This is a genomic window from Kitasatospora sp. NPDC094015, assembly GCF_040304075.1.
GTDB lineage: Bacteria > Actinomycetota > Actinomycetes > Streptomycetales > Streptomycetaceae > Kitasatospora.
This window is the reverse complement of sequence record NZ_JBEOUL010000003.1, coordinates 160,205-177,098: the sequence shown is the minus strand read 5'-3', so window position 1 is coordinate 177,098 and position 16,894 is coordinate 160,205. Positions and strand designations below refer to the sequence as shown.

Genomic DNA, 16,894 nt, shown 5'->3' with positions numbered 1-16,894 from the left:
TGTCGTCCCCCGTGATGGTCTGGCCGATGGCTCGGCCTGACACGGTACGCGCAAACCATGTGTTCACCTGCAGCACAACCATCACTCGTGACACAGCTGCTACAGACCCTGGCTCAGATCCAGCTGGTGAACCACATCCGGCCGCGCCAGTCGTCCATCGGGATCGTCTGCCCGGTGAACAGCGGGTAGAAGTACAGGAAGTTCCACATCACCGCGAGGATCAGCAGCCCCGCCGCCGCGGCCCCGACCAGCCGCCGGTCCGGTGAGGCGGTGGCCGGGCCGAGCATCGCGCCGATCATCATGGTGACCGCCAGCACCAGGAACGGGACGAACGCCACCGCGTAGAACAGGAAGATCGTCCGCTGCTGGTAGTGCAGCCACGGCAGGTAGCTCGCGGCCAGGCCGCACAGCAGCGCGCCGGCCCGCCAGTCCCGCCGGGCCAGCCAGCGGTACAGGCAGTACGCCAGCGCCACCACGCCCGCCCACCACAGGATCGGGGTGCCGATCGCCAGCACCTCGCGGGCGCACTCGTTCGCGGTGCAGCCCGACTCGCCGAACTTCGGCGACTCGTAGAAGAAGGACACCGGCCGGCCGACCACCAGCCAGCTCCACGGGTTGGACTGGTAGGTGTGCGGGCTGACCAGGCCGACGTGGAAGTCGTACATGGTCACGTGGTAGTGCCACAGGCTGCGCAGCGCCTCGAACTGCGGCATCGGGATGCCCAGCAGGTGGTCCGGCAGCACGTGCGGCTGGTGCATCGCCCAGTCCCGGCCGTACCCGCCCTTGCCGGGCTCGGTGCTGCTCAGGAACCAGCCGGTCCAGGACGCCAGGTAGACGCCGATGGTGATCACCAGCATCACCGGGCCGGCCAGCAGCGCGTCCCACAGGCCCAGCAGCACCCAGCGCCGGGTGCCCACCAGCCGGCGGGTGCCCACGTCCCAGCCGACGCTCATCAGGCAGAAGGCGACCAGGACGTACAGGCCGCTCCACTTGGTCGCGGTCATCAGCCCGAGGCTCACCGCGGCGGCCAGCCGGTACGGGCGCCAGCCGGTGACCAGCCAGTCCTTCCCCGGGGCGGTCGCCAGCCGGCGGGCCACCAGGGCCCGGGTGCGGTCCCGGTCCAGCAGCAGGAAGCCGAACGCCGCCAGGCCCCAGAACATCACCACCAGGTCCAGCAGCGCCGAGCGGCTGAGCACGAAGTGCAGGCCGTCCACCGACAGCAGCAGGCCGGCCACGCAGCCCAGCAGGGTCGACCGGAACAGCCGCCGGCCGATCCTGGCGAGCATCAGGATCGACAGGGTGCCGAGCACCGCGGTCATGAACCGCCACCCGAACGGGTGCATGCCGAACAACTGCTCGCCGATCCCGATGATCCACTTCCCGACCGGCGGGTGCACGATGTACGCCGGATCGACCCGGTACGGCACGCTCGGGTGCGGCGCCATGATCTGCGCGTTGGCGTCGTCGGCCCAGCTGGTCTCGTAACCGCCCTGCCAGAGCGAGTACGCGTCCTTGGCGTAGTACGTCTCGTCGAAGATCAGCGCATGCGGGTTGCCGAGCCCGGCGAACCGCAGCACGCCGCCGAACAGCGCCACCGCGAGCGGCCCGAGCCAGCCGGACCAGCGGCACAGCCAGGACCACAGCGCGTCCGGCAGCCGCACCCCCAGCCGCAGCAGCACCGGTGAGGGCGCCACCTCCCGCGGGGTCACCCCCGGGCCGTCCGGCATCGGCGGGACCAGCTGGTCGGCCGGGTCGGGGCGCCGGGGCGCCCGGTACCCGTGCTCGGCCAGCCGCCGCGCCCACCCGGGGCGGGGCTCCGGCCGCGGGGCCGGGACCTCGGCCGCGTCGAGCACGGCCACGCCGGCCTGCTCGGGGTGGTCCACGCCGATGGGCGTCCGGGGTGCGTTGTCGCCGCTCACGCGCCACATCGTAGGGGCGCACGCCCCGGGCGCCACCCCTCCCTCCGCAGCTGCCCGATTGATCCCTGAATCGACCGGGGTCCGCCACCCGGCCCGGGCCTGCGAGGATGGCCGGGTGACAGGCGTACTGGTACTTGCGGGCACACCCATCGGCGACGTCGCGGACGCGCCGCCCCGGCTGCTCACCGAGCTGTCCTCGGCCGACGTGATCGCGGCGGAGGACACCCGGCGGCTGCGCCGGCTCACCCAGGCGCTCGGCGTGACGCCGACCGGGCGGGTGCTCTCCTACTTCGAGGGCAACGAGGTCGGCCGCACCCCCGAGCTGGTCGAGGCGCTGCGCGGCGGCGCCCGGGTGCTGCTGGTGACGGACGCCGGGATGCCCTCGGTCTCCGACCCCGGCTACCGGCTGGTGGACGCGGCCGTCGCCGCCGGGATCAAGGTCACTGCGGTGCCCGGCCCGTCCGCGGTGCTCACCGCGCTGGCGCTGTCCGGCCTGCCGGTGGACCGCTTCACCTTCGAGGGCTTCCTGCCGCGCAAGACCGGCGACCGCGCCCGGCAGCTCGCCGAGATCGCCGCCGAACCCCGCACCATGGTGTTCTTCGAGGCCCCGCACCGGATCGCCGAGACGCTCACCGCGATGGCCGCCGCGTTCGGCGACCAGCGCCCGGCCGCGGTCTGCCGCGAACTGACCAAGACCTACGAGGAGGTCCGGCGCGGCCCGCTCGCCGAGCTGGCCGCCTGGGCCGCCGACGGCGTCAAGGGGGAGATCACCGTCGTGGTCGGCGGCGCCCCGCCCGCCGCCCCGGAACAGTTCGGCCCCGAAGAGCTGGCCCGCCGGGTGGCCGTCCGGGAGGAGGCCGGAGAACGCCGCAAAGAGGCCATCGCCGCCGTCGCGGTCGAGCTCGGGCTGCCCAAACGCGAGGTCTTCGACGCCGTGGTGGCCGCCAAGAACAGCGGCTGAGCGGGCGCTGCCCCGGCGCTGCGCCCGCGCTGCGCCGGGCGGAAAACCCCAGTTCGGCGCGGGTGCCCGCGGGTGGAGCCGCGCGTACCGTGGAGGCAAGCACCCCGCAAACGTCCGGCTCGCGAAGCTTTGACCGCGAGTTGGTACAACGCTCGCCAATTCGGATCCAAGAGTTGACAAGCCGGGTAGCGGGCGGGGCCGTCCGGGCATTTCCTGGGATGGAAAGACCCGAGCCGGGCGCCTCGCCCGGCGGGCACTGGGAGACGGCTATGAGCGACACGATCGGTAGCCCTCTGAGTGGGAACGCACCGAGCGGCCCCGGGCTGACCACCCGGACGCGCACCCCGGTCGAGACCGTCCGGGAGGCCTACTCCTTCGCCTGCCTGAGCTGCGGCTACGGCTGGGAGCAGGCCTACGACATCGAGCACCACGTGGCCCAGGACGGCCACATCGTCTTCGAGTACCACGCCAACGGCGTGCGGGTGCCGTCCCCGCTGCGCCAGCCGAGCTGCCCGGGCTGCGGCGGGCACACCGTGCGGATCATGCGCGAGGGCCGGGTGGCCAGCGCCGAGCACGAGGAGCACACCGCGCCGGGCTACCCCTCGCACGCCGGTCCGGCCACCGCGCCCGCCCTGCTGCCGCCGGCGACGCCGCGGCGGCGCTGGTTCCGGCGCTCGGCCCGGCCCACCGACCAGGGGTCCTGACCGCGACGGCCGCGCGCAGGGCCGCCCGACCGCCCGTTAACCGGTCGAGGGAGGTTCCTTCGCGCGGCTAAGATTTCTGACCATGGCGGCCACTGCAGACGACACCACCACCGAGGCCCGGCGCTCGGCGTACTACGTCACGACCCCGATCTACTACGTGAACGACCGCCCGCACCTGGGCCATGCGTACACCACCGTGGCGGGCGACGTGCTGACCCGCTGGCACCGCCAGCGCGGCGAGCGGACCTGGTACCTGACCGGCACCGACGAGCACGGTCAGAAGATCCTGCGCACCGCGGAGGCCAACGGCGTCTCCCCGCAGGAGTGGTGCGACAAGCTGGTGGAAGAGGCCTGGAAGCCGCTCTGGCAGCACCTCAACATCGCCAACGACGACTTCATCCGGACCACCCAGAAGCGGCACACCGCCCGGGTCCAGGAGTTCGTCCAGGACCTGCACGACAAGGGCGAGATCTACAAGGGCGGCTACTCCGGCCCGTACTGCGTCGGCTGCGAGGAGTACAAGCTCCCCGGCGAGCTGCTGCCCGGTGCGACCGAGGACGAGAAGCTCTGCCCGATCCACAAGAAGCCGGTCGAGTGGCTGGAGGAGGAGAACTACTTCTTCCGGCTCTCCGCCTACGGCCCCAGGCTGCTGGAGTTCTACGCCGCCAACCCGGACTTCATCCAGCCGGCCTCGGCCCGCAACGAGGTGCTGCGCTTCGTCGAGCAGGACCTCAAGGACCTCTCGATCTCCCGCTCCACCTTCAACTGGGGCGTCCCGCTGCCCTGGGACGAGAAGCACGTGCTGTACGTGTGGGTGGACGCGCTGCAGAACTACATCACCGCGGCCGGTTACGGCTCCGACCCGGAGCGGTTCGCCGAGCTGTGGCCCGCCTCGGTGCACCTGGTCGGCAAGGACATCCTGCGCTTCCACGCGGTGATCTGGCCCGCGATGCTGATGGCCGCCGGGCTGCCGCTGCCCAAGCGCGTGGTGGCCAACGGCTGGCTGATGGTCGGCGGCGAGAAGATGAGCAAGTCCAACCTGACCGGCATCGCGCCGCAGGACCTCACCTCGCACTTCGGCGTGGACGCCTACCGGTACTACTTCCTGCGGGCCATCCCGTTCGGCACCGACGGCTCCTTCTCCTGGGAGGACTTCACCGCCCGGTACACCTCCGAGCTGGCCAACGACTACGGCAACCTGGCCTCCCGGCTCGCCGCGATGGTCGGCAAGTACTTCGACGGCCGACTGCCCGCCGCGACCGCCGCCGGCCCGGCCGAGCAGGCCGTGGCCGACGGGCTGGCCGCCGCGGTGGCGACCGCCGACCGGAAGATCGGCGAGGAGCTGGACTTCGCCGGCGGCATCGCGGCGATCTTCGAGTTCGTGAAGCTGGTCAACGGCTACCTGACCGAGCAGGAGCCCTGGAAGGTCGCCAAGGACACCTCCGAGGAGGGGCAGGCCCGGCTCGCCACCATCCTCTACACCGCGGCCGAGGCACTGCGGGCCACCGCCGTGCTGCTCAACCCGGTGATGCCGGAGAGCTCCGCCAAGCTCTGGGAGTCGCTGGGCGCCGGGGAGTCGCTGGGCGAGCTGGCCGCGCAGACGATCGACACCGTCGCCGACTGGGGCCGGCTGCCCGCCGGCACCCAGGTCACCAAGGGCGACATCCTCTTCCCGCGCCTCGAAGAGAAGCCTGCTGCCTGACATGCCGAAGAAGGACGCGGACCGCTCCACACCGCCCCCGCTGCCCGCACCGCTGGCGGTGGCGGTGGCCGACTCGCACACCCACCTGGACATGCAGTCCGGCACCCCCGCCGAAGGGCTGGCCAAGGCCGCCTCGGTCGGGGTGACCGCGGTCGTCCAGGTCGGCTGCGACGTGGCCGGTTCGCGCTGGGCCGCGGACCTGGCCGGGGAGTTCGAGCAGGTGCACGCCGCCGTGGCGCTGCACCCCAACGAGGCTCCCCGGCTGGTCCTCGGCGACGGTGACGGCTGGTCCCGGCAGCAGCGCGGCGCCGGTGGCGAGGACGCCCTGCAGGAGGCGCTCGCCGAGATCGACCGGCTGGCGGCCCTGCCGCAGGTCAAGGCGGTCGGCGAGACCGGCCTGGACTACTTCCGCACCGGGCCGGAGGGGGTGGACCTCCAGAAGGAGTCCTTCCGCCGGCACATCGAGATCGCCAAGCGGCACGGCAAGGCCCTGGTCATCCACGACCGGGACGCCCACCAGGACGTCATCGACCTGCTGCTGGCCGAGGGCGCGCCCGAGCGCACCGTCTTCCACTGCTACTCGGGCGACGCCGCGATGGCCAAGGTCTGCGCCGAGCACGGCTGGTACCTGTCCTTCGCCGGTCCGGTCACCTTCAAGGCCAACCAGGAGCTGCGGGACGCCCTCGCGGTCACCCCGCTGGACCGGGTGCTGGTGGAGACCGACGCCCCGTACCTGACCCCGCACCCCTACCGGGGCCGCCCGAACGCGCCGTACCTGATCCCGGTCACCCTGCGCTCGATGGCCGACACCCTGTCGCTGCACGAGGACGAGCTGGCCACCGCGATCGCGGCCAACACGGCACGCGCCTTCGGCTACTGACCGGCTCACCGGGGAGCGGGGCGACGCCGACCTGCCGGTGGTCGCCCGGCACGAAGGTGTGCTCCGGACCGAGGTGCCGTACCCGGTCGAGATCGATCTGAAGCAGGTCGTCGAACTGTGAGCCCCCGCCCCGCCCGTATCCTTGGCGGGTGAGCACCACCGACCCCACCCCTGACAGCCACCTCCTGGGCGCCTCCGACATCCGGGAGCTGGCCGCCACGCTGGGCGTGAAGCCGACCAAGCAGCGCGGGCAGAACTTCGTCATCGACGGCAACACCGTCCGCCGCATCGTGCGGGCCGGCGGGGTCACCGCCGAGGACGCGGTGGTGGAGGTCGGGCCGGGGCTCGGCTCGCTCACCCTGGCGCTGCTGGAGGTCGCGGCGCACGTCACGGCGGTGGAGATCGACCCGCTGCTGGCCCAGCACCTGCCGACCACCATCGAGGCCCGGATGCCGGCCCGCGCCAAGGACTTCGACCTGGTCCTCAGCGACGCCATGGAGGTCACCGAGCTGCCCGGCCCGGCGCCCACCGCGCTGGTCGCCAACCTGCCGTACAACGTCGCCGTCCCGGTGCTGCTGCACATGCTGGCCACCTTCCCCAGCATCGAGCGCACCCTGGTCATGGTGCAGAGCGAGGTCGCCGACCGGCTCGCCGCCAAGCCCGGCAACAAGGTGTACGGGGTGCCCTCGGTCAAGGCCAACTGGTACGCGGAGGTCAAGCGGGCCGGCGCCATCGGCCGCAACGTCTTCTGGCCCGCGCCGAACGTCGACTCCGGACTGGTCTCGCTGGTGCGGCGCGAGCCGCCGGCCACCACCGCCAGCCGCCGGGAGGTCTTCGCGGTCGTCGACGCGGCCTTCGCCCAGCGCCGCAAGACGCTGCGCGCGGCGCTCGCCGGCTGGGCCGGCTCCCCGGCCGCGGCCGAGCAGGCCCTCGCCGGGGCCGGCATCGACCACAAGCTGCGCGGCGAGATGCTGACGGTCGAGCAGTTCGCCGCCATCGCCGAGCACAAGCCGAAGGCGGACGCACAGTGATCACGGTCAGGGTTCCCGCCAAGGTCAACGTCCAGCTGGGCGTCGGCGGCCTGCGCGCCGACGGCTTCCACGACCTGGCCAACGTCTTCTTCGCGGTCGCCCTCGGCGACGAGGTCACCGCCGCCCCGGGTGAGGGCGTCACGCTCACCTGCACGGGCCCGGACGCCGCACAGGTGCCGCTCGACGACACCAACCTGGCCGCCCGCGCCGCCCGGCTGCTCGCCGCGCACCACGGCATCGAGGCCAACGTCCGGCTGCACATCGACAAGGCCATCCCGGTGGCCGGCGGGATGGCCGGCGGCAGCGCCGACGGGGCGGCCGCGCTGGTCGCCTGCGACGCGCTGTGGGGCCTGGACACCCCGCTGGAGACCCTGCTGGAGCTGGCCACCGAGCTGGGCTCCGACGTGCCGTTCGCGCTGGTCGGCGGGGTCGCGCTGGGGCGCGGCCGGGGCGAGCTGCTGGAGCGGCTGCCGGTGAGCGGCACCTTCCACTGGGTGTTCGCGGTCGCCGACGGCGGACTGTCCACGCCGGCCGTCTTCCGGGAGTGCGACCGCCTGCGCGAGGAGGCCGGCACCGGCTCCACCGAGGCCGAGGTGCCCACCCCGGACGCCGACCCGGCCCTGCTCGCCGCCCTCGCCGACGGCGACCCGGTCGCCCTCGCCGACGCGCTCGCCAACGACCTCCAGCACGCCGCGCTCTCGCTGCGGCCCTCGCTCGCGGACACCCTGCGGGCCGGCACCGAGGCCGGCGCGCTGGCTGCCCTGGTATCCGGCTCCGGCCCGACCTGCGCCTTCCTGGCCAAGGACGCCGAGGCCGCCACCGCCCTCGCCGGCGCCCTGCTCGCCTCCGGCACCTGCCGCGCCGCCCACCCGACCCACGGCCCCGTCCCCGGAGCGGCGGTCAGCGCACCCAGGCCTTGAACGGCTCGGTCTCCAGCGAGATCCCGACCGGGGCCGGCAGGACGACGGTCCGTCCGAACGGGCGGCGCACCAGACTGACGTACGTGCCGTCCTCCGGCTCGCTGAACACCAGGACCTCGCAGCTGTCCCGGTCGACCAGCAGGTAGACCGGGATGCCGGTCTCCGCGTAGGCGCGCGGCTTCTCGTCCCGGTCGCGGCGGTCGGTGTCGGTGTCGTACGAGGTCACCTCGACCACCATGAGCGCCCGCTCGGCGGAGGCCCACTCACCCTGGCCGGCGAAGCTGCCGTCCGGCGCCAGTACTCCGTCCGGCTTGGCGTGGCCCTTGCGGTAGGTCTCCACCCGCAGGCCGCGCTCGGGGTAGAGCCACAGGTCGGGGCGTTGCTGCAGGCACTGCTTCATCACCCAGCGGATGATCTCGTCGTGGTCGCCGTCGGGCACCGCTTTGACTCCGATCCGCCCGTGGATGAACTCCATCCGGACGCCCTCGCGCTCGGCCGCCAAGGCGATCCGCTCGAACTCCTCGGCCAGCATCTGGGGCCGGTCCTCGATCGCCGTCACCGCACACCTCCGCCGCCCGTTCGCCGTGTGACACTCGCACGGTACCGCGCCCGAGCGCCGGGGCGGGTCCCGTTGGGTGCCCACTAGGCTGGGGAGGTCGGGGCACTCCCCGCGTGCAGTCGATCCCAGGAGCGCAGCAGCAGTGGCCGTCAACCTCGCCACCATCGAGTCCGTCACCAAGGTCTACGGCACCCGCGCCCTGCTGGACGGGGTCAGCCTGGGGGTCAGCGAGGGCGACCGGATCGGCGTCGTGGGGCGCAACGGCGACGGCAAGACCACGCTGATCCGGATGCTGGCGAAGCTGGAGGAGCCGGACAGCGGGCGGATCACCCACTCCGGCGGCCTGCAGATGGCGGTGCTCACCCAGCACGACTCGCTGGACCCGAAGGCCACCATCCGCCAGGAGGTGATCGCCGGCCGCGCCGACCACGAGTGGCTGGGCGACGCCCGGATCCGCGACATCGTCCAGGGCCTGTTCGGCGGCCTGGACCTGCCCGGCTTCGAGCTCGGCCTGGACACCGTGATCGCCCCGCTGTCCGGTGGCGAGCGCCGCCGGATCGCGCTGGCCAAGCTGCTGCTCGGCGAGCACGACCTGATCGTGCTGGACGAGCCCACCAACCACCTCGACGTCGAGGGCATCGCCTGGCTGGCCCGGCACCTGCAGCTGCGCCGTTCGGCGCTGGTCTGCGTGACCCACGACCGGTGGTTCCTGGACCAGGTCTGCACCCGGATGTGGGACGTCCAGCGCGGCGAGGTGCACGAGTACGAGGGCGGCTACTCCGACTACGTCTTCGCCCGGGCCGAGCGCTCCCGGATCGAGGCCACCGAGGAGCAGAAGCGCCAGAACCTGGCCCGCAAGGAGCTCGCCTGGCTGCGCCGGGGCGCCCCCGCCCGTACCTCCAAGCCGCGGTACCGGATCGAGGCGGCCAACGCGCTGATCGCGGACGTGCCGGACCCGCGGGACAAGAGCGAGCTGATGAAGTTCGCCAACGCCCGGCTCGGCCGCACCGTCTTCGAGCTGGAGGGCGTCACCGTCAAGGCCGGCCCCAAGCTGCTGCTGGAGAACCTCACCTGGAACCTCGGCCCCGGTGACCGGATCGGCCTGCTCGGGGTCAACGGCGCCGGCAAGACCTCGCTGCTGCGGGCCATGCAGGCCGCGTACGCGACCCAGGGCGACGTGCAGCCCGCCTCCGGTGTGATCAAGGTCGGCAAGACCGTCCGGCTGGCGTACCTGTCGCAGGAGATCGCCGAGCTGGACCCGACGACCCGGGTGCTGCAGGCCGTCGAGCAGGTGCGCGGCCGGGTGGACCTCGGCAAGGGCCGGGAGATGAGCGCCGGTCAGCTGTGCGAGCAGTTCGGCTTCGGCAAGGACAAGCAGTGGACGCCGGTCGGCGACCTGTCCGGCGGCGAGCGGCGCCGGCTGCAGCTGCTGCGGCTGCTGATGGACGAGCCGAACGTGCTGTTCCTCGACGAGCCCACCAACGACCTGGACATCGAGACCCTCAACCAGCTGGAGGACCTGCTCGACGGCTGGCCGGGCTCGATGGTGGTGATCAGCCACGACCGGTTCTTCACCGAGCGCACCACCGACACCGTGCACGCGCTGCTCGGTGACAAGCGGCTGCGGATGCTGCCGAACGGCGTGGACGAGTACCTGGAGCGCCGGGCCCGGATGGCCGAACAGGCCGCCCCCGCCGTGCCGGTGGCCGCCGCCAAGCCGGCCGGCGACTCCCGCGCGCAGAAGAAGGAGATGCAGAAGCTGGAGCGGCAGATCGCCAAGCTGGACCAGCAGGAGTCCAAGCTGCACAGCCAACTCGCCGAGCACGCCGCCGACTTCTCCAAGGTCGCGGAGCTGGATGCCCAGCTGCGCAAGGTCAAGGAGGAGAAGGAGGAGCTGGAACTCGCCTGGCTGGAGCTGGCCGAGGAGATCTGAGCCCCGCAGCACCGACCGTCCCGCCGCCCGTCCCGCCGCCCTCGCGCGTGGGGCGGGCGGTGCCGGTTCGCCGCCTCAGCGGTCGCGGCGGAAGCGGCGGACCGTCTCGTAGCCGGAGGCCAGCACCAGGACCGCGGCTATCACCACCCAGGCGATCGAACCGCCCTGCCGGTGCTGCGCCAGGCCGAGGTCCAGGAGCAGCAGGCTCACCCCGAGACCGGTGACCGCCACCAGCCGGTGGATCACACCGTTGTCCTCGAACAGGTCACCCATGTCCGCTCCCTTCCGCTCCGGGAGCGCACACCATACCGCCGCCCGGGCCGGCCCGCACCACCCCCGGCGGGCGGTGATCCGTACGCTCCCGAATCACCCTTGTGCCTGCTGTCCGCGCAGGTCAGCGGCGCGCCAGGGTGGGCCCCATGACAACTGACACCGGATCGGCCGGCCCGGCGGGCCTGCGCCGGGTGGCCGCCGCCGCACTGGTCGGCACGGCGATCGAGTTCTACGACTTCTTCCTCTACGGCACCGCCGCGGCGCTCGTCTTCGGCCGGGTGTTCTTCCCGGCGCTGGGCGCCACCGGCGCGCTGCTGGCGGCCTTCTCGGTGTACGCGGCGGCGTTCCTGGCGCGCCCGCTGGGCGCGGTGCTGTTCGGGCACGTCGGCGACCGCCTCGGCCGCAAGGCCACGCTGGTGCTGTCGCTGCTGCTGATGGGCCTGTCGACGGCTGCGGTCGGGCTGCTGCCCGGCTACCGGGAGTGGGGGATCTGGTCGCCGGTGCTGCTCACCCTGCTGAGGCTGTGCCAGGGCGTCGGGCTGGGCGGCGAGTGGGGCGGGGCGGCGCTGCTGCTGGCCGAGTACGCGCCGGCCGGCCGCCGCGGCCGGTACGGCGGCTTCGTCCAACTCGGGCCGTGCGTCGGCTTCTTCCTGGCCAACGGGGCGTTCCTGGTGCTCGCCCGGTGGTTGACGGAGGCGGCGCTCCTGGCCTGGGGCTGGCGGTTGCCGTTCCTGGCCTCCACCGTGCTGGTGGCGGTGGGCCTGTTCGTCCGGCTGCGGATCGCCGAGACGCCGGTGTTCCGCGCCCAGCACGACCGCGCCGGGGTGCCGGTGCTGGAGGTGTACCGGGAGCACGGGCGGGCGGTGCTGCTCGGCGGCGGCGCCGTGATGGTGGGCTACGGGCTGTTCTACCTGACCACCACCTACGCGCTGGCCTACGCCACGGCCGGGCTCGGGCTGGCCCGGACGCTGGTGCTGTCCGTGCTGCTGGCCGGCAGCGTGGTCATGGCGGGGACGGTGTGGTGGAGCGCGGCGGCCGGGGACCGCTGGGGCCGGCGGCGGGTGCTGACCCTGGCGACGGCGGCCGGTGCGCTGTGGTCGGCGGCGCTGTTCCCGCTGCTGGAGACCGGTCGGACGGCGCCGGTGGCACTGGCCCTGGTGACCGCGATGGCGCTGCTGGGCGCGATGCTCGGGCCGCTGGCGGCGTACCTGCCGGAGCTGTTCCCGACCCGGGTCCGGTACACCGGGGCCGCGCTGACGTACAACCTGGGCGGGGTGGTCGGTGGGGCGACGGCGCCGCTGGTGGCGACCAGGCTGACCGCGGCGTACGGCACGGCGCAGCCGGTCGGCTGGTACCTGGCGGGGCTCGGCGCGGTGTCGCTGCTCTGCCTGGCGGCGCTGCCCGAGACCCGCGGCCGGCAGCTGGCCGGGGCGCCGGTGCCCGCCCAACTGCGCGCGGAGCGGGTGCGGCGCGGCTGACGCCGGGTGCGGCGGGGAGGGCCCGGATCGATTTTACGTTCAGGCCGACGACCATGTAATGTCTTCCTCGTTGCACCGGCCCCTATAGCTCAGTCGGTAGAGCGTCTCCATGGTAAGGAGAAGGTCTGCGGTTCGATTCCGCATGGGGGCTCCGCAAGGAGTACGAAGGCCCTCACCGTCAGGCGGGGGCCTTCGCCGTTTCCCGCAGCTGTTTTCCCGCGTGTGTTCCCCGCGCGTGTTCCCCGCGCGTGTTTCCCGCACCCGTCCGGGTGGACGCGGCCTAGCGGTCCGGGTACCGGATGCGCTGTGATGGTGCGTCAACGTGGTCTGCGCCGCGGTCCGCGGTACGGGTCCGGGGAGCGTGGGCCGGTCGGGCACCGCCGGACGGGGACTGGGAGGGCGCCCATGGGCGTTCGGCTCGTGGTGGCGGACGACCACCGGCTGCTCGCCGAGGCGCTGGCGACGGCCCTGCACCAGCGCGGGCACCGGGTGCTCGCGGTCGGCGCTCCGGCGTCGGCGGTCGGCGACCTGGTGGCGGGGTGCCGTCCCGAGGTGTGCCTGCTGGGGGTGGCCGCCGGAACCGGCACGCCCGGCGCGGGCGGCACCGGCGACCCGGTGCGGGATCCGTTCGAGCCGTTGCGGCGGCTGCGCCGCGAGCGTCCGGAGATCTGCGTGGTGGTGCTCGGCCCGGTCGGGGAGCCGGCCCGGGTCGCGGCGGCGTTCGCGGCCGGCGCGGCGGGATACGTGCGCGGGGACGAGCGGATCGAGGTGGTGGAGCGGGCGATCGCCCGGGTCCGGGCCGGGGAGGCGGCGGTCGCGGTGGAGGTGCTGCGGTCGGCCTTCGAGCAACTGCTGTGGCCGGCCGCGGAGCCGGACGACGAGGCGTTGCGGCTGCTGCGGCAGCTGACCCGGCGGGAGGTCCAGGTGCTGGCCCGGATCGCCGAGGGGCAGGACACCGCGGCGATCGCCGCGGGGATGGGGATCGCGTCCAGCACCGCCCGGACCCACGTGCAGCGGGTGCTGATGAAGCTCGGGGCGCGCACCCGCCTGGAGGCGGCGGCCGTGGCGGCCCGCTCCGGCCTGCTGGAACGCCTGCGCGGTCAGGCCCGCTGAGCCCGGCGGCCGGCTCCCCGTGGAGCCCCGCCGGGCTTCTTGCTGCCGTGATCTGTTGACTATTGGTCGCTTGTGTTTGAAAATGTTCGCGTGAGGGTTCCTGGAAGGCGGAGGCCGTGAAGAAGACCACGACCAAACTCGCGGACGGACGCGAACTCATCTACTACGACGCCGATCCGCACGTCCTGCGGGACGCCGTGGACCGGCGGCCGCTGGAGGCACCCACCAGCCTGTCCGAGATCCGCCGCGACCCGGCCACCGGCGACTGGGTCACCGTCGCCGCGCACCGCCAGGGCCGCACCTACCACCCGCCGGCCGACCAGTGCCCGCTCTGCCCGTCCCGGCCGGGCCGCCCGAGCGAGATCCCGGCCGCCGACTACGACGTGGTGGTGTTCGAGAACCGCTTCCCCTCGCTGGCCGCCGACGCCGCCGCCCACGTGCCCGCGCGCACCGACCCGCTGCGGGCCGGCGGTCCGGGCACCGGCCGGTGCGAGGTGGTCTGCTACACCGCCGACCACGACTCCTCGTTCGCCGCGCTGACGCCCGCCAAGGCCCGCCTGGTGCTGGACGCCTGGACCGACCGCACCGCCGAACTCTCCACCACCCCCGGCATCCGGCAGGTGTACTGCTTCGAGAACCGCGGCGCCGAGATCGGCGTGACGCTGGCTCACCCGCACGGCCAGATCTACGGCTTCCCGTTCGTCACGGCCCGCACCGCCCGGATGATCGGGACCGCCGCCGCCCACCGCGCCCGGACCGGAGGCAACCTCTTCGAGGACCTGCTGGCCGCCGAACGCGCCGACCCCGTCCGGGTGGTCCTGGCCGGTGAGCACTGGACGGCCTTCGTCCCGTTCGCCGCCCGCTGGCCGTACGAGGTCCACCTGTACCCGAACCGCCGGGTGCCCGACCTGACCGCGCTGGACGAGGCCGAGCGCGCCGAGTTCCCCGGCCTGTACCTGGAGCTGCTGCGCCGCTTCGACCGGCTGTTCACCGAACCGGGGGACAATGGCGGGGCCGTACCGACGCCGTACATCGCCGCATGGCACCAGGCGCCCGCGCTCCGGGGGGAGGAGCTCGCGCTGCACCTGGAGCTGTTCACGATCCGGCGTACGGTGGGCAAGCTCAAGTTCCTCGCCGGCACCGAGTCCGGCATGGACGCGTTCATCAACGATGTGTCGCCCGAGGCGGCGGCGCAGCGCCTGCGGGAGGTCGCATCATGAGTAAGTACCTGGTGACGGGTGGAGCCGGTTACGTGGGCAGCGTCGTGGCCGCGCACCTGCTGGAGGCCGGGCACCAGGTCACGGTGCTCGACGACCTCTCCACCGGTTTCCTCGCCGGGGTGCCGGAGGGTGCCGAGTTCGTCCGGGGCCGGATCCAGGACGCCGCCGATGTGCTCGACCACAGCTTCGACGCGGTGCTGCACTTCGCCGCCTCCTCCCAGGTCGGCGAGTCGGTCGCGGACCCGGAGAAGTACTGGCGCAACAACGTGGCCGGCTCGCTGGAGCTGGTCTCGGCGATGCGCAAGGCGGGCGTGCGCAAGCTGGTCTTCTCCTCCACCGCCGCCGTGTACGGCGAGCCCGAGTCGGTGCCGATCGCCGAGACCGCCCGCACCGCGCCCACCAACACCTACGGCGCCACCAAGCTGGCCGTGGACCACCTGATCACCAGCGAGTGCGCCGCCCACGGCCTGGCCGCGGTCTCGCTGCGCTACTTCAACGTGGCCGGCGCGTACGGCACCTACGGCGAGCGGCACGAGCCGGAGTCGCACCTGATCCCGCTGGTCTTCCAGGCCGCGCTCGGGCAGCGCCCGCACATCGCGGTCTACGGCGAGGACTACCCGACCCCGGACGGCACCTGCATCCGCGACTACATCCACGTGGCCGACCTGGCCGACGCGCACCTGCTCGCGCTGGACGCCGCCAAGGCCGGCGAGCACCTGATCTGCAACCTGGGCAACGGGGCCGGCTTCTCGGTCCGCGAGGTGATCGAGTCGGTCCGCCGGGTGACGGGCCGTGAGATCCCGGTCCAGACCGCCGAGCGCCGCCCCGGCGACCCGGCCGTGCTGGTCGCCTCCGCCGCCCGCGCGCACGAGACGCTCGGCTGGCGCCCCAGCCGGCCCGAGCTCGACGACATCGTCCGCGACGCCTGGAACTTCACGCTGGAGAACCGCGCATGACCGATTTCCAGTCCGTCTTCGGCGCCGCCCCGGACGGGGTCTGGGCGGCGCCGGGCCGGGTCAACCTGATCGGCGAGCACACCGACTACAACGACGGATTCGTGCTCCCGCTCGCGCTCCCGCACACCGCCCGGGCCACCGTCCGGCGCCGGGACGACGACCTGCTGCGGCTCTACAGCGAGCAGGGCGACGGCCGGATCACCGAGCTCGGGCCCGACCTGGACCCGGGGGCGGTCACCGGCTGGGCCGCCTACCCGGCGGCCGTGGTGTGGGCGCTGCGGAAGGACGGCCGGGCGGTCGGCGGGCTGGACGTGCACATCGACAGCGACGTCCCCGGCGGGGCGGGACTGTCCTCCTCGGCGGCGCTGGAGTGCGCGGTCGCGGCGGCCTGCGACGGGGTCTTCGGGCTCGGCCTCGACCCGGCGGGGCTGGCGCTGGCCGCCCAGCGGGCGGAGAACGAGTTCGTCGGCGTGCCCTGCGGGGTGATGGACCAGATGGCGTCCATGTGCTGCGCCGAGGGCAGCGCGCTCTTCCTGGACACCCGGGACCTCTCCCGGCGCCAGGTCCCGCTGGACCTGGCCGCCCGGGGGCTGCGGCTGCTGGTGGTGGACACCCGGGTCAAGCACGACCTCGGCGACGGCGCCTACGCCGGGCTGCGGGCCGGCTGCGAGCGGGCCGCCGCCCTGCTCGACCTGCCCGCCCTGCGCGATCTGCCGCCGGTCGCGCTGGACGGCGCGCTGGTCCAGCTGCCGGCCGAACTGCGCCCGCTGGTACGGCACGTGGTGACCGAGAACGCCCGGGTCCAGGAGTGCATCACGCTCCTGGACGCCGGCGACCTGGCCGCTCTCGGCCCGGTCCTGACCGCCGGGCACGCCTCGCTGCGGGACGACTTCCGGGTCTCCTGCGCGGAGACCGACCTGGTGGTGTCCGCGGCCCTCGCCGCCGGCGCCCTCGGGGCGCGGATGACCGGCGGGGGCTTCGGCGGGTCGGTCCTGGTGCTGGTCGCCGCGGAGGAGTCGGAGGCTGTCGCGTCGGCGGTGCGCGCCGCGTTCGCCGCGGCCGGGTACGCCGAGCCCCGGACCTTCGCCGCCGTCCCCTCCGCGGGGGCGCGCCGGGTGTCCTGACGCCCACTCGCCCGGCGCCCGGTCGACCTCCGTCGGCCGGGCGCCGCGGCGTTCCGGCGGCCGCTCGCCACTCGTGCGCGAACGGCCCCCGGGCGGCCGCGCGGCGACCCTGCACGGTGCG

General features: G+C 73.6%; 15 protein-coding genes and 1 tRNA gene. 13 read left to right on the top strand and 3 right to left on the bottom strand.

Annotated features, from left to right (window positions below; translation table 11 throughout):
- Positions 1–113: 113 nt before the first annotated feature.
- A complete protein-coding gene (locus ABT014_RS05090) occupies positions 114–1,928 on the bottom strand; it encodes a dolichyl-phosphate-mannose--protein mannosyltransferase (RefSeq protein WP_350637243.1) in 1,815 nt (604 codons plus the stop codon).
- 106 nt (positions 1,929–2,034) lie between these two features.
- On the opposite strand from ABT014_RS05090, the gene rsmI reads away from it, so the two are divergent.
- The 6 genes from rsmI (at position 2,035) to ABT014_RS05060 (ending at position 8,117) form a co-directional block, all read left to right on the top strand.
- Positions 2,035–2,880, top strand: coding sequence for a 16S rRNA (cytidine(1402)-2'-O)-methyltransferase (gene rsmI / locus ABT014_RS05085; protein WP_350637241.1), 846 nt, complete (start codon positions 2,035–2,037; stop codon positions 2,878–2,880).
- A gap of 269 nt (positions 2,881–3,149) precedes the next feature.
- A complete protein-coding gene (locus ABT014_RS05080) occupies positions 3,150–3,584 on the top strand; it encodes a hypothetical protein (protein ID WP_350637239.1) in 435 nt (144 codons plus the stop codon).
- Between the two features lie 82 nt (positions 3,585–3,666).
- Positions 3,667–5,286, top strand: coding sequence for a methionine--tRNA ligase (gene metG / locus ABT014_RS05075; RefSeq protein WP_350637237.1), 1,620 nt, complete (start codon positions 3,667–3,669; stop codon positions 5,284–5,286).
- A gap of 1 nt (position 5,287) precedes the next feature.
- Positions 5,288–6,166: a TatD family hydrolase gene (locus ABT014_RS05070; RefSeq protein ID WP_350637235.1), complete on the top strand. Its 879-nt coding sequence runs from the start codon at positions 5,288–5,290 to the stop codon at positions 6,164–6,166.
- Positions 6,167–6,315: 149 nt separating this feature from the next.
- Positions 6,316–7,197 carry a 16S rRNA (adenine(1518)-N(6)/adenine(1519)-N(6))-dimethyltransferase RsmA gene (rsmA, locus tag ABT014_RS05065; RefSeq protein ID WP_350637233.1) on the top strand — a complete coding sequence of 294 codons (882 nt, stop codon included), beginning with the start codon at positions 6,316–6,318 and terminating at the stop codon, positions 7,195–7,197.
- The gene (locus tag ABT014_RS05060; RefSeq protein ID WP_350637231.1) at positions 7,194–8,117 is read left to right on the top strand and encodes a 4-(cytidine 5'-diphospho)-2-C-methyl-D-erythritol kinase; all 924 of its coding nucleotides are present in this window, start codon (positions 7,194–7,196) and stop codon (positions 8,115–8,117) included. Before rsmA ends, ABT014_RS05060 begins: the two co-directional genes overlap by 4 nt.
- Here ABT014_RS05060 and ABT014_RS05055 read toward each other — a convergent pair.
- Positions 8,098–8,676, bottom strand: coding sequence for a Uma2 family endonuclease (locus ABT014_RS05055; RefSeq protein ID WP_350637229.1), 579 nt, complete (start codon positions 8,674–8,676; stop codon positions 8,098–8,100). The two genes, ABT014_RS05060 and ABT014_RS05055, sit on opposite strands and share 20 nt — an antisense overlap.
- A gap of 142 nt (positions 8,677–8,818) precedes the next feature.
- Between ABT014_RS05055 and ABT014_RS05050 the strand changes: the two genes are divergently transcribed.
- Positions 8,819–10,609 (top strand): ABC-F family ATP-binding cassette domain-containing protein, encoded by a 1,791-nt coding sequence (locus ABT014_RS05050; RefSeq protein ID WP_350637227.1) that lies wholly within the window; start codon positions 8,819–8,821, stop codon positions 10,607–10,609.
- 75 nt (positions 10,610–10,684) lie between these two features.
- Here ABT014_RS05050 and ABT014_RS05045 read toward each other — a convergent pair whose 3' ends face one another.
- Positions 10,685–10,882: a hypothetical protein gene (locus ABT014_RS05045; protein ID WP_350637225.1), complete on the bottom strand. Its 198-nt coding sequence runs from the start codon at positions 10,880–10,882 to the stop codon at positions 10,685–10,687.
- Positions 10,883–11,028: 146 nt separating this feature from the next.
- Between ABT014_RS05045 and ABT014_RS05040 the strand changes: the two genes are divergently transcribed.
- The 6 genes from ABT014_RS05040 to galK all read left to right on the top strand — a co-directional run bounded on the left by ABT014_RS05040 (position 11,029) and on the right by galK (position 16,773).
- The gene (locus ABT014_RS05040; protein ID WP_350637223.1) at positions 11,029–12,360 is read left to right on the top strand and encodes an MFS transporter; all 1,332 of its coding nucleotides are present in this window, start codon (positions 11,029–11,031) and stop codon (positions 12,358–12,360) included.
- Positions 12,361–12,438: 78 nt separating this feature from the next.
- A tRNA-Thr gene (locus ABT014_RS05035) sits at positions 12,439–12,511 on the top strand.
- Between the two features lie 254 nt (positions 12,512–12,765).
- Positions 12,766–13,473 carry a LuxR C-terminal-related transcriptional regulator gene (locus tag ABT014_RS05030; protein ID WP_350637221.1) on the top strand — a complete coding sequence of 236 codons (708 nt, stop codon included), beginning with the start codon at positions 12,766–12,768 and terminating at the stop codon, positions 13,471–13,473.
- A gap of 116 nt (positions 13,474–13,589) precedes the next feature.
- Positions 13,590–14,693: a galactose-1-phosphate uridylyltransferase gene (galT, locus tag ABT014_RS05025; RefSeq protein ID WP_350637219.1), complete on the top strand. Its 1,104-nt coding sequence runs from the start codon at positions 13,590–13,592 to the stop codon at positions 14,691–14,693.
- The gene (gene galE / locus ABT014_RS05020) at positions 14,690–15,649 is read left to right on the top strand and encodes a UDP-glucose 4-epimerase GalE (protein WP_350637217.1); all 960 of its coding nucleotides are present in this window, start codon (positions 14,690–14,692) and stop codon (positions 15,647–15,649) included. The genes galT and galE overlap by 4 nt, the downstream gene beginning before the upstream one ends.
- Positions 15,646–16,773: a galactokinase gene (gene galK / locus ABT014_RS05015; protein ID WP_350637215.1), complete on the top strand. Its 1,128-nt coding sequence runs from the start codon at positions 15,646–15,648 to the stop codon at positions 16,771–16,773. The genes galE and galK overlap by 4 nt, the downstream gene beginning before the upstream one ends.
- Positions 16,774–16,894 lie beyond the last annotated feature (121 nt).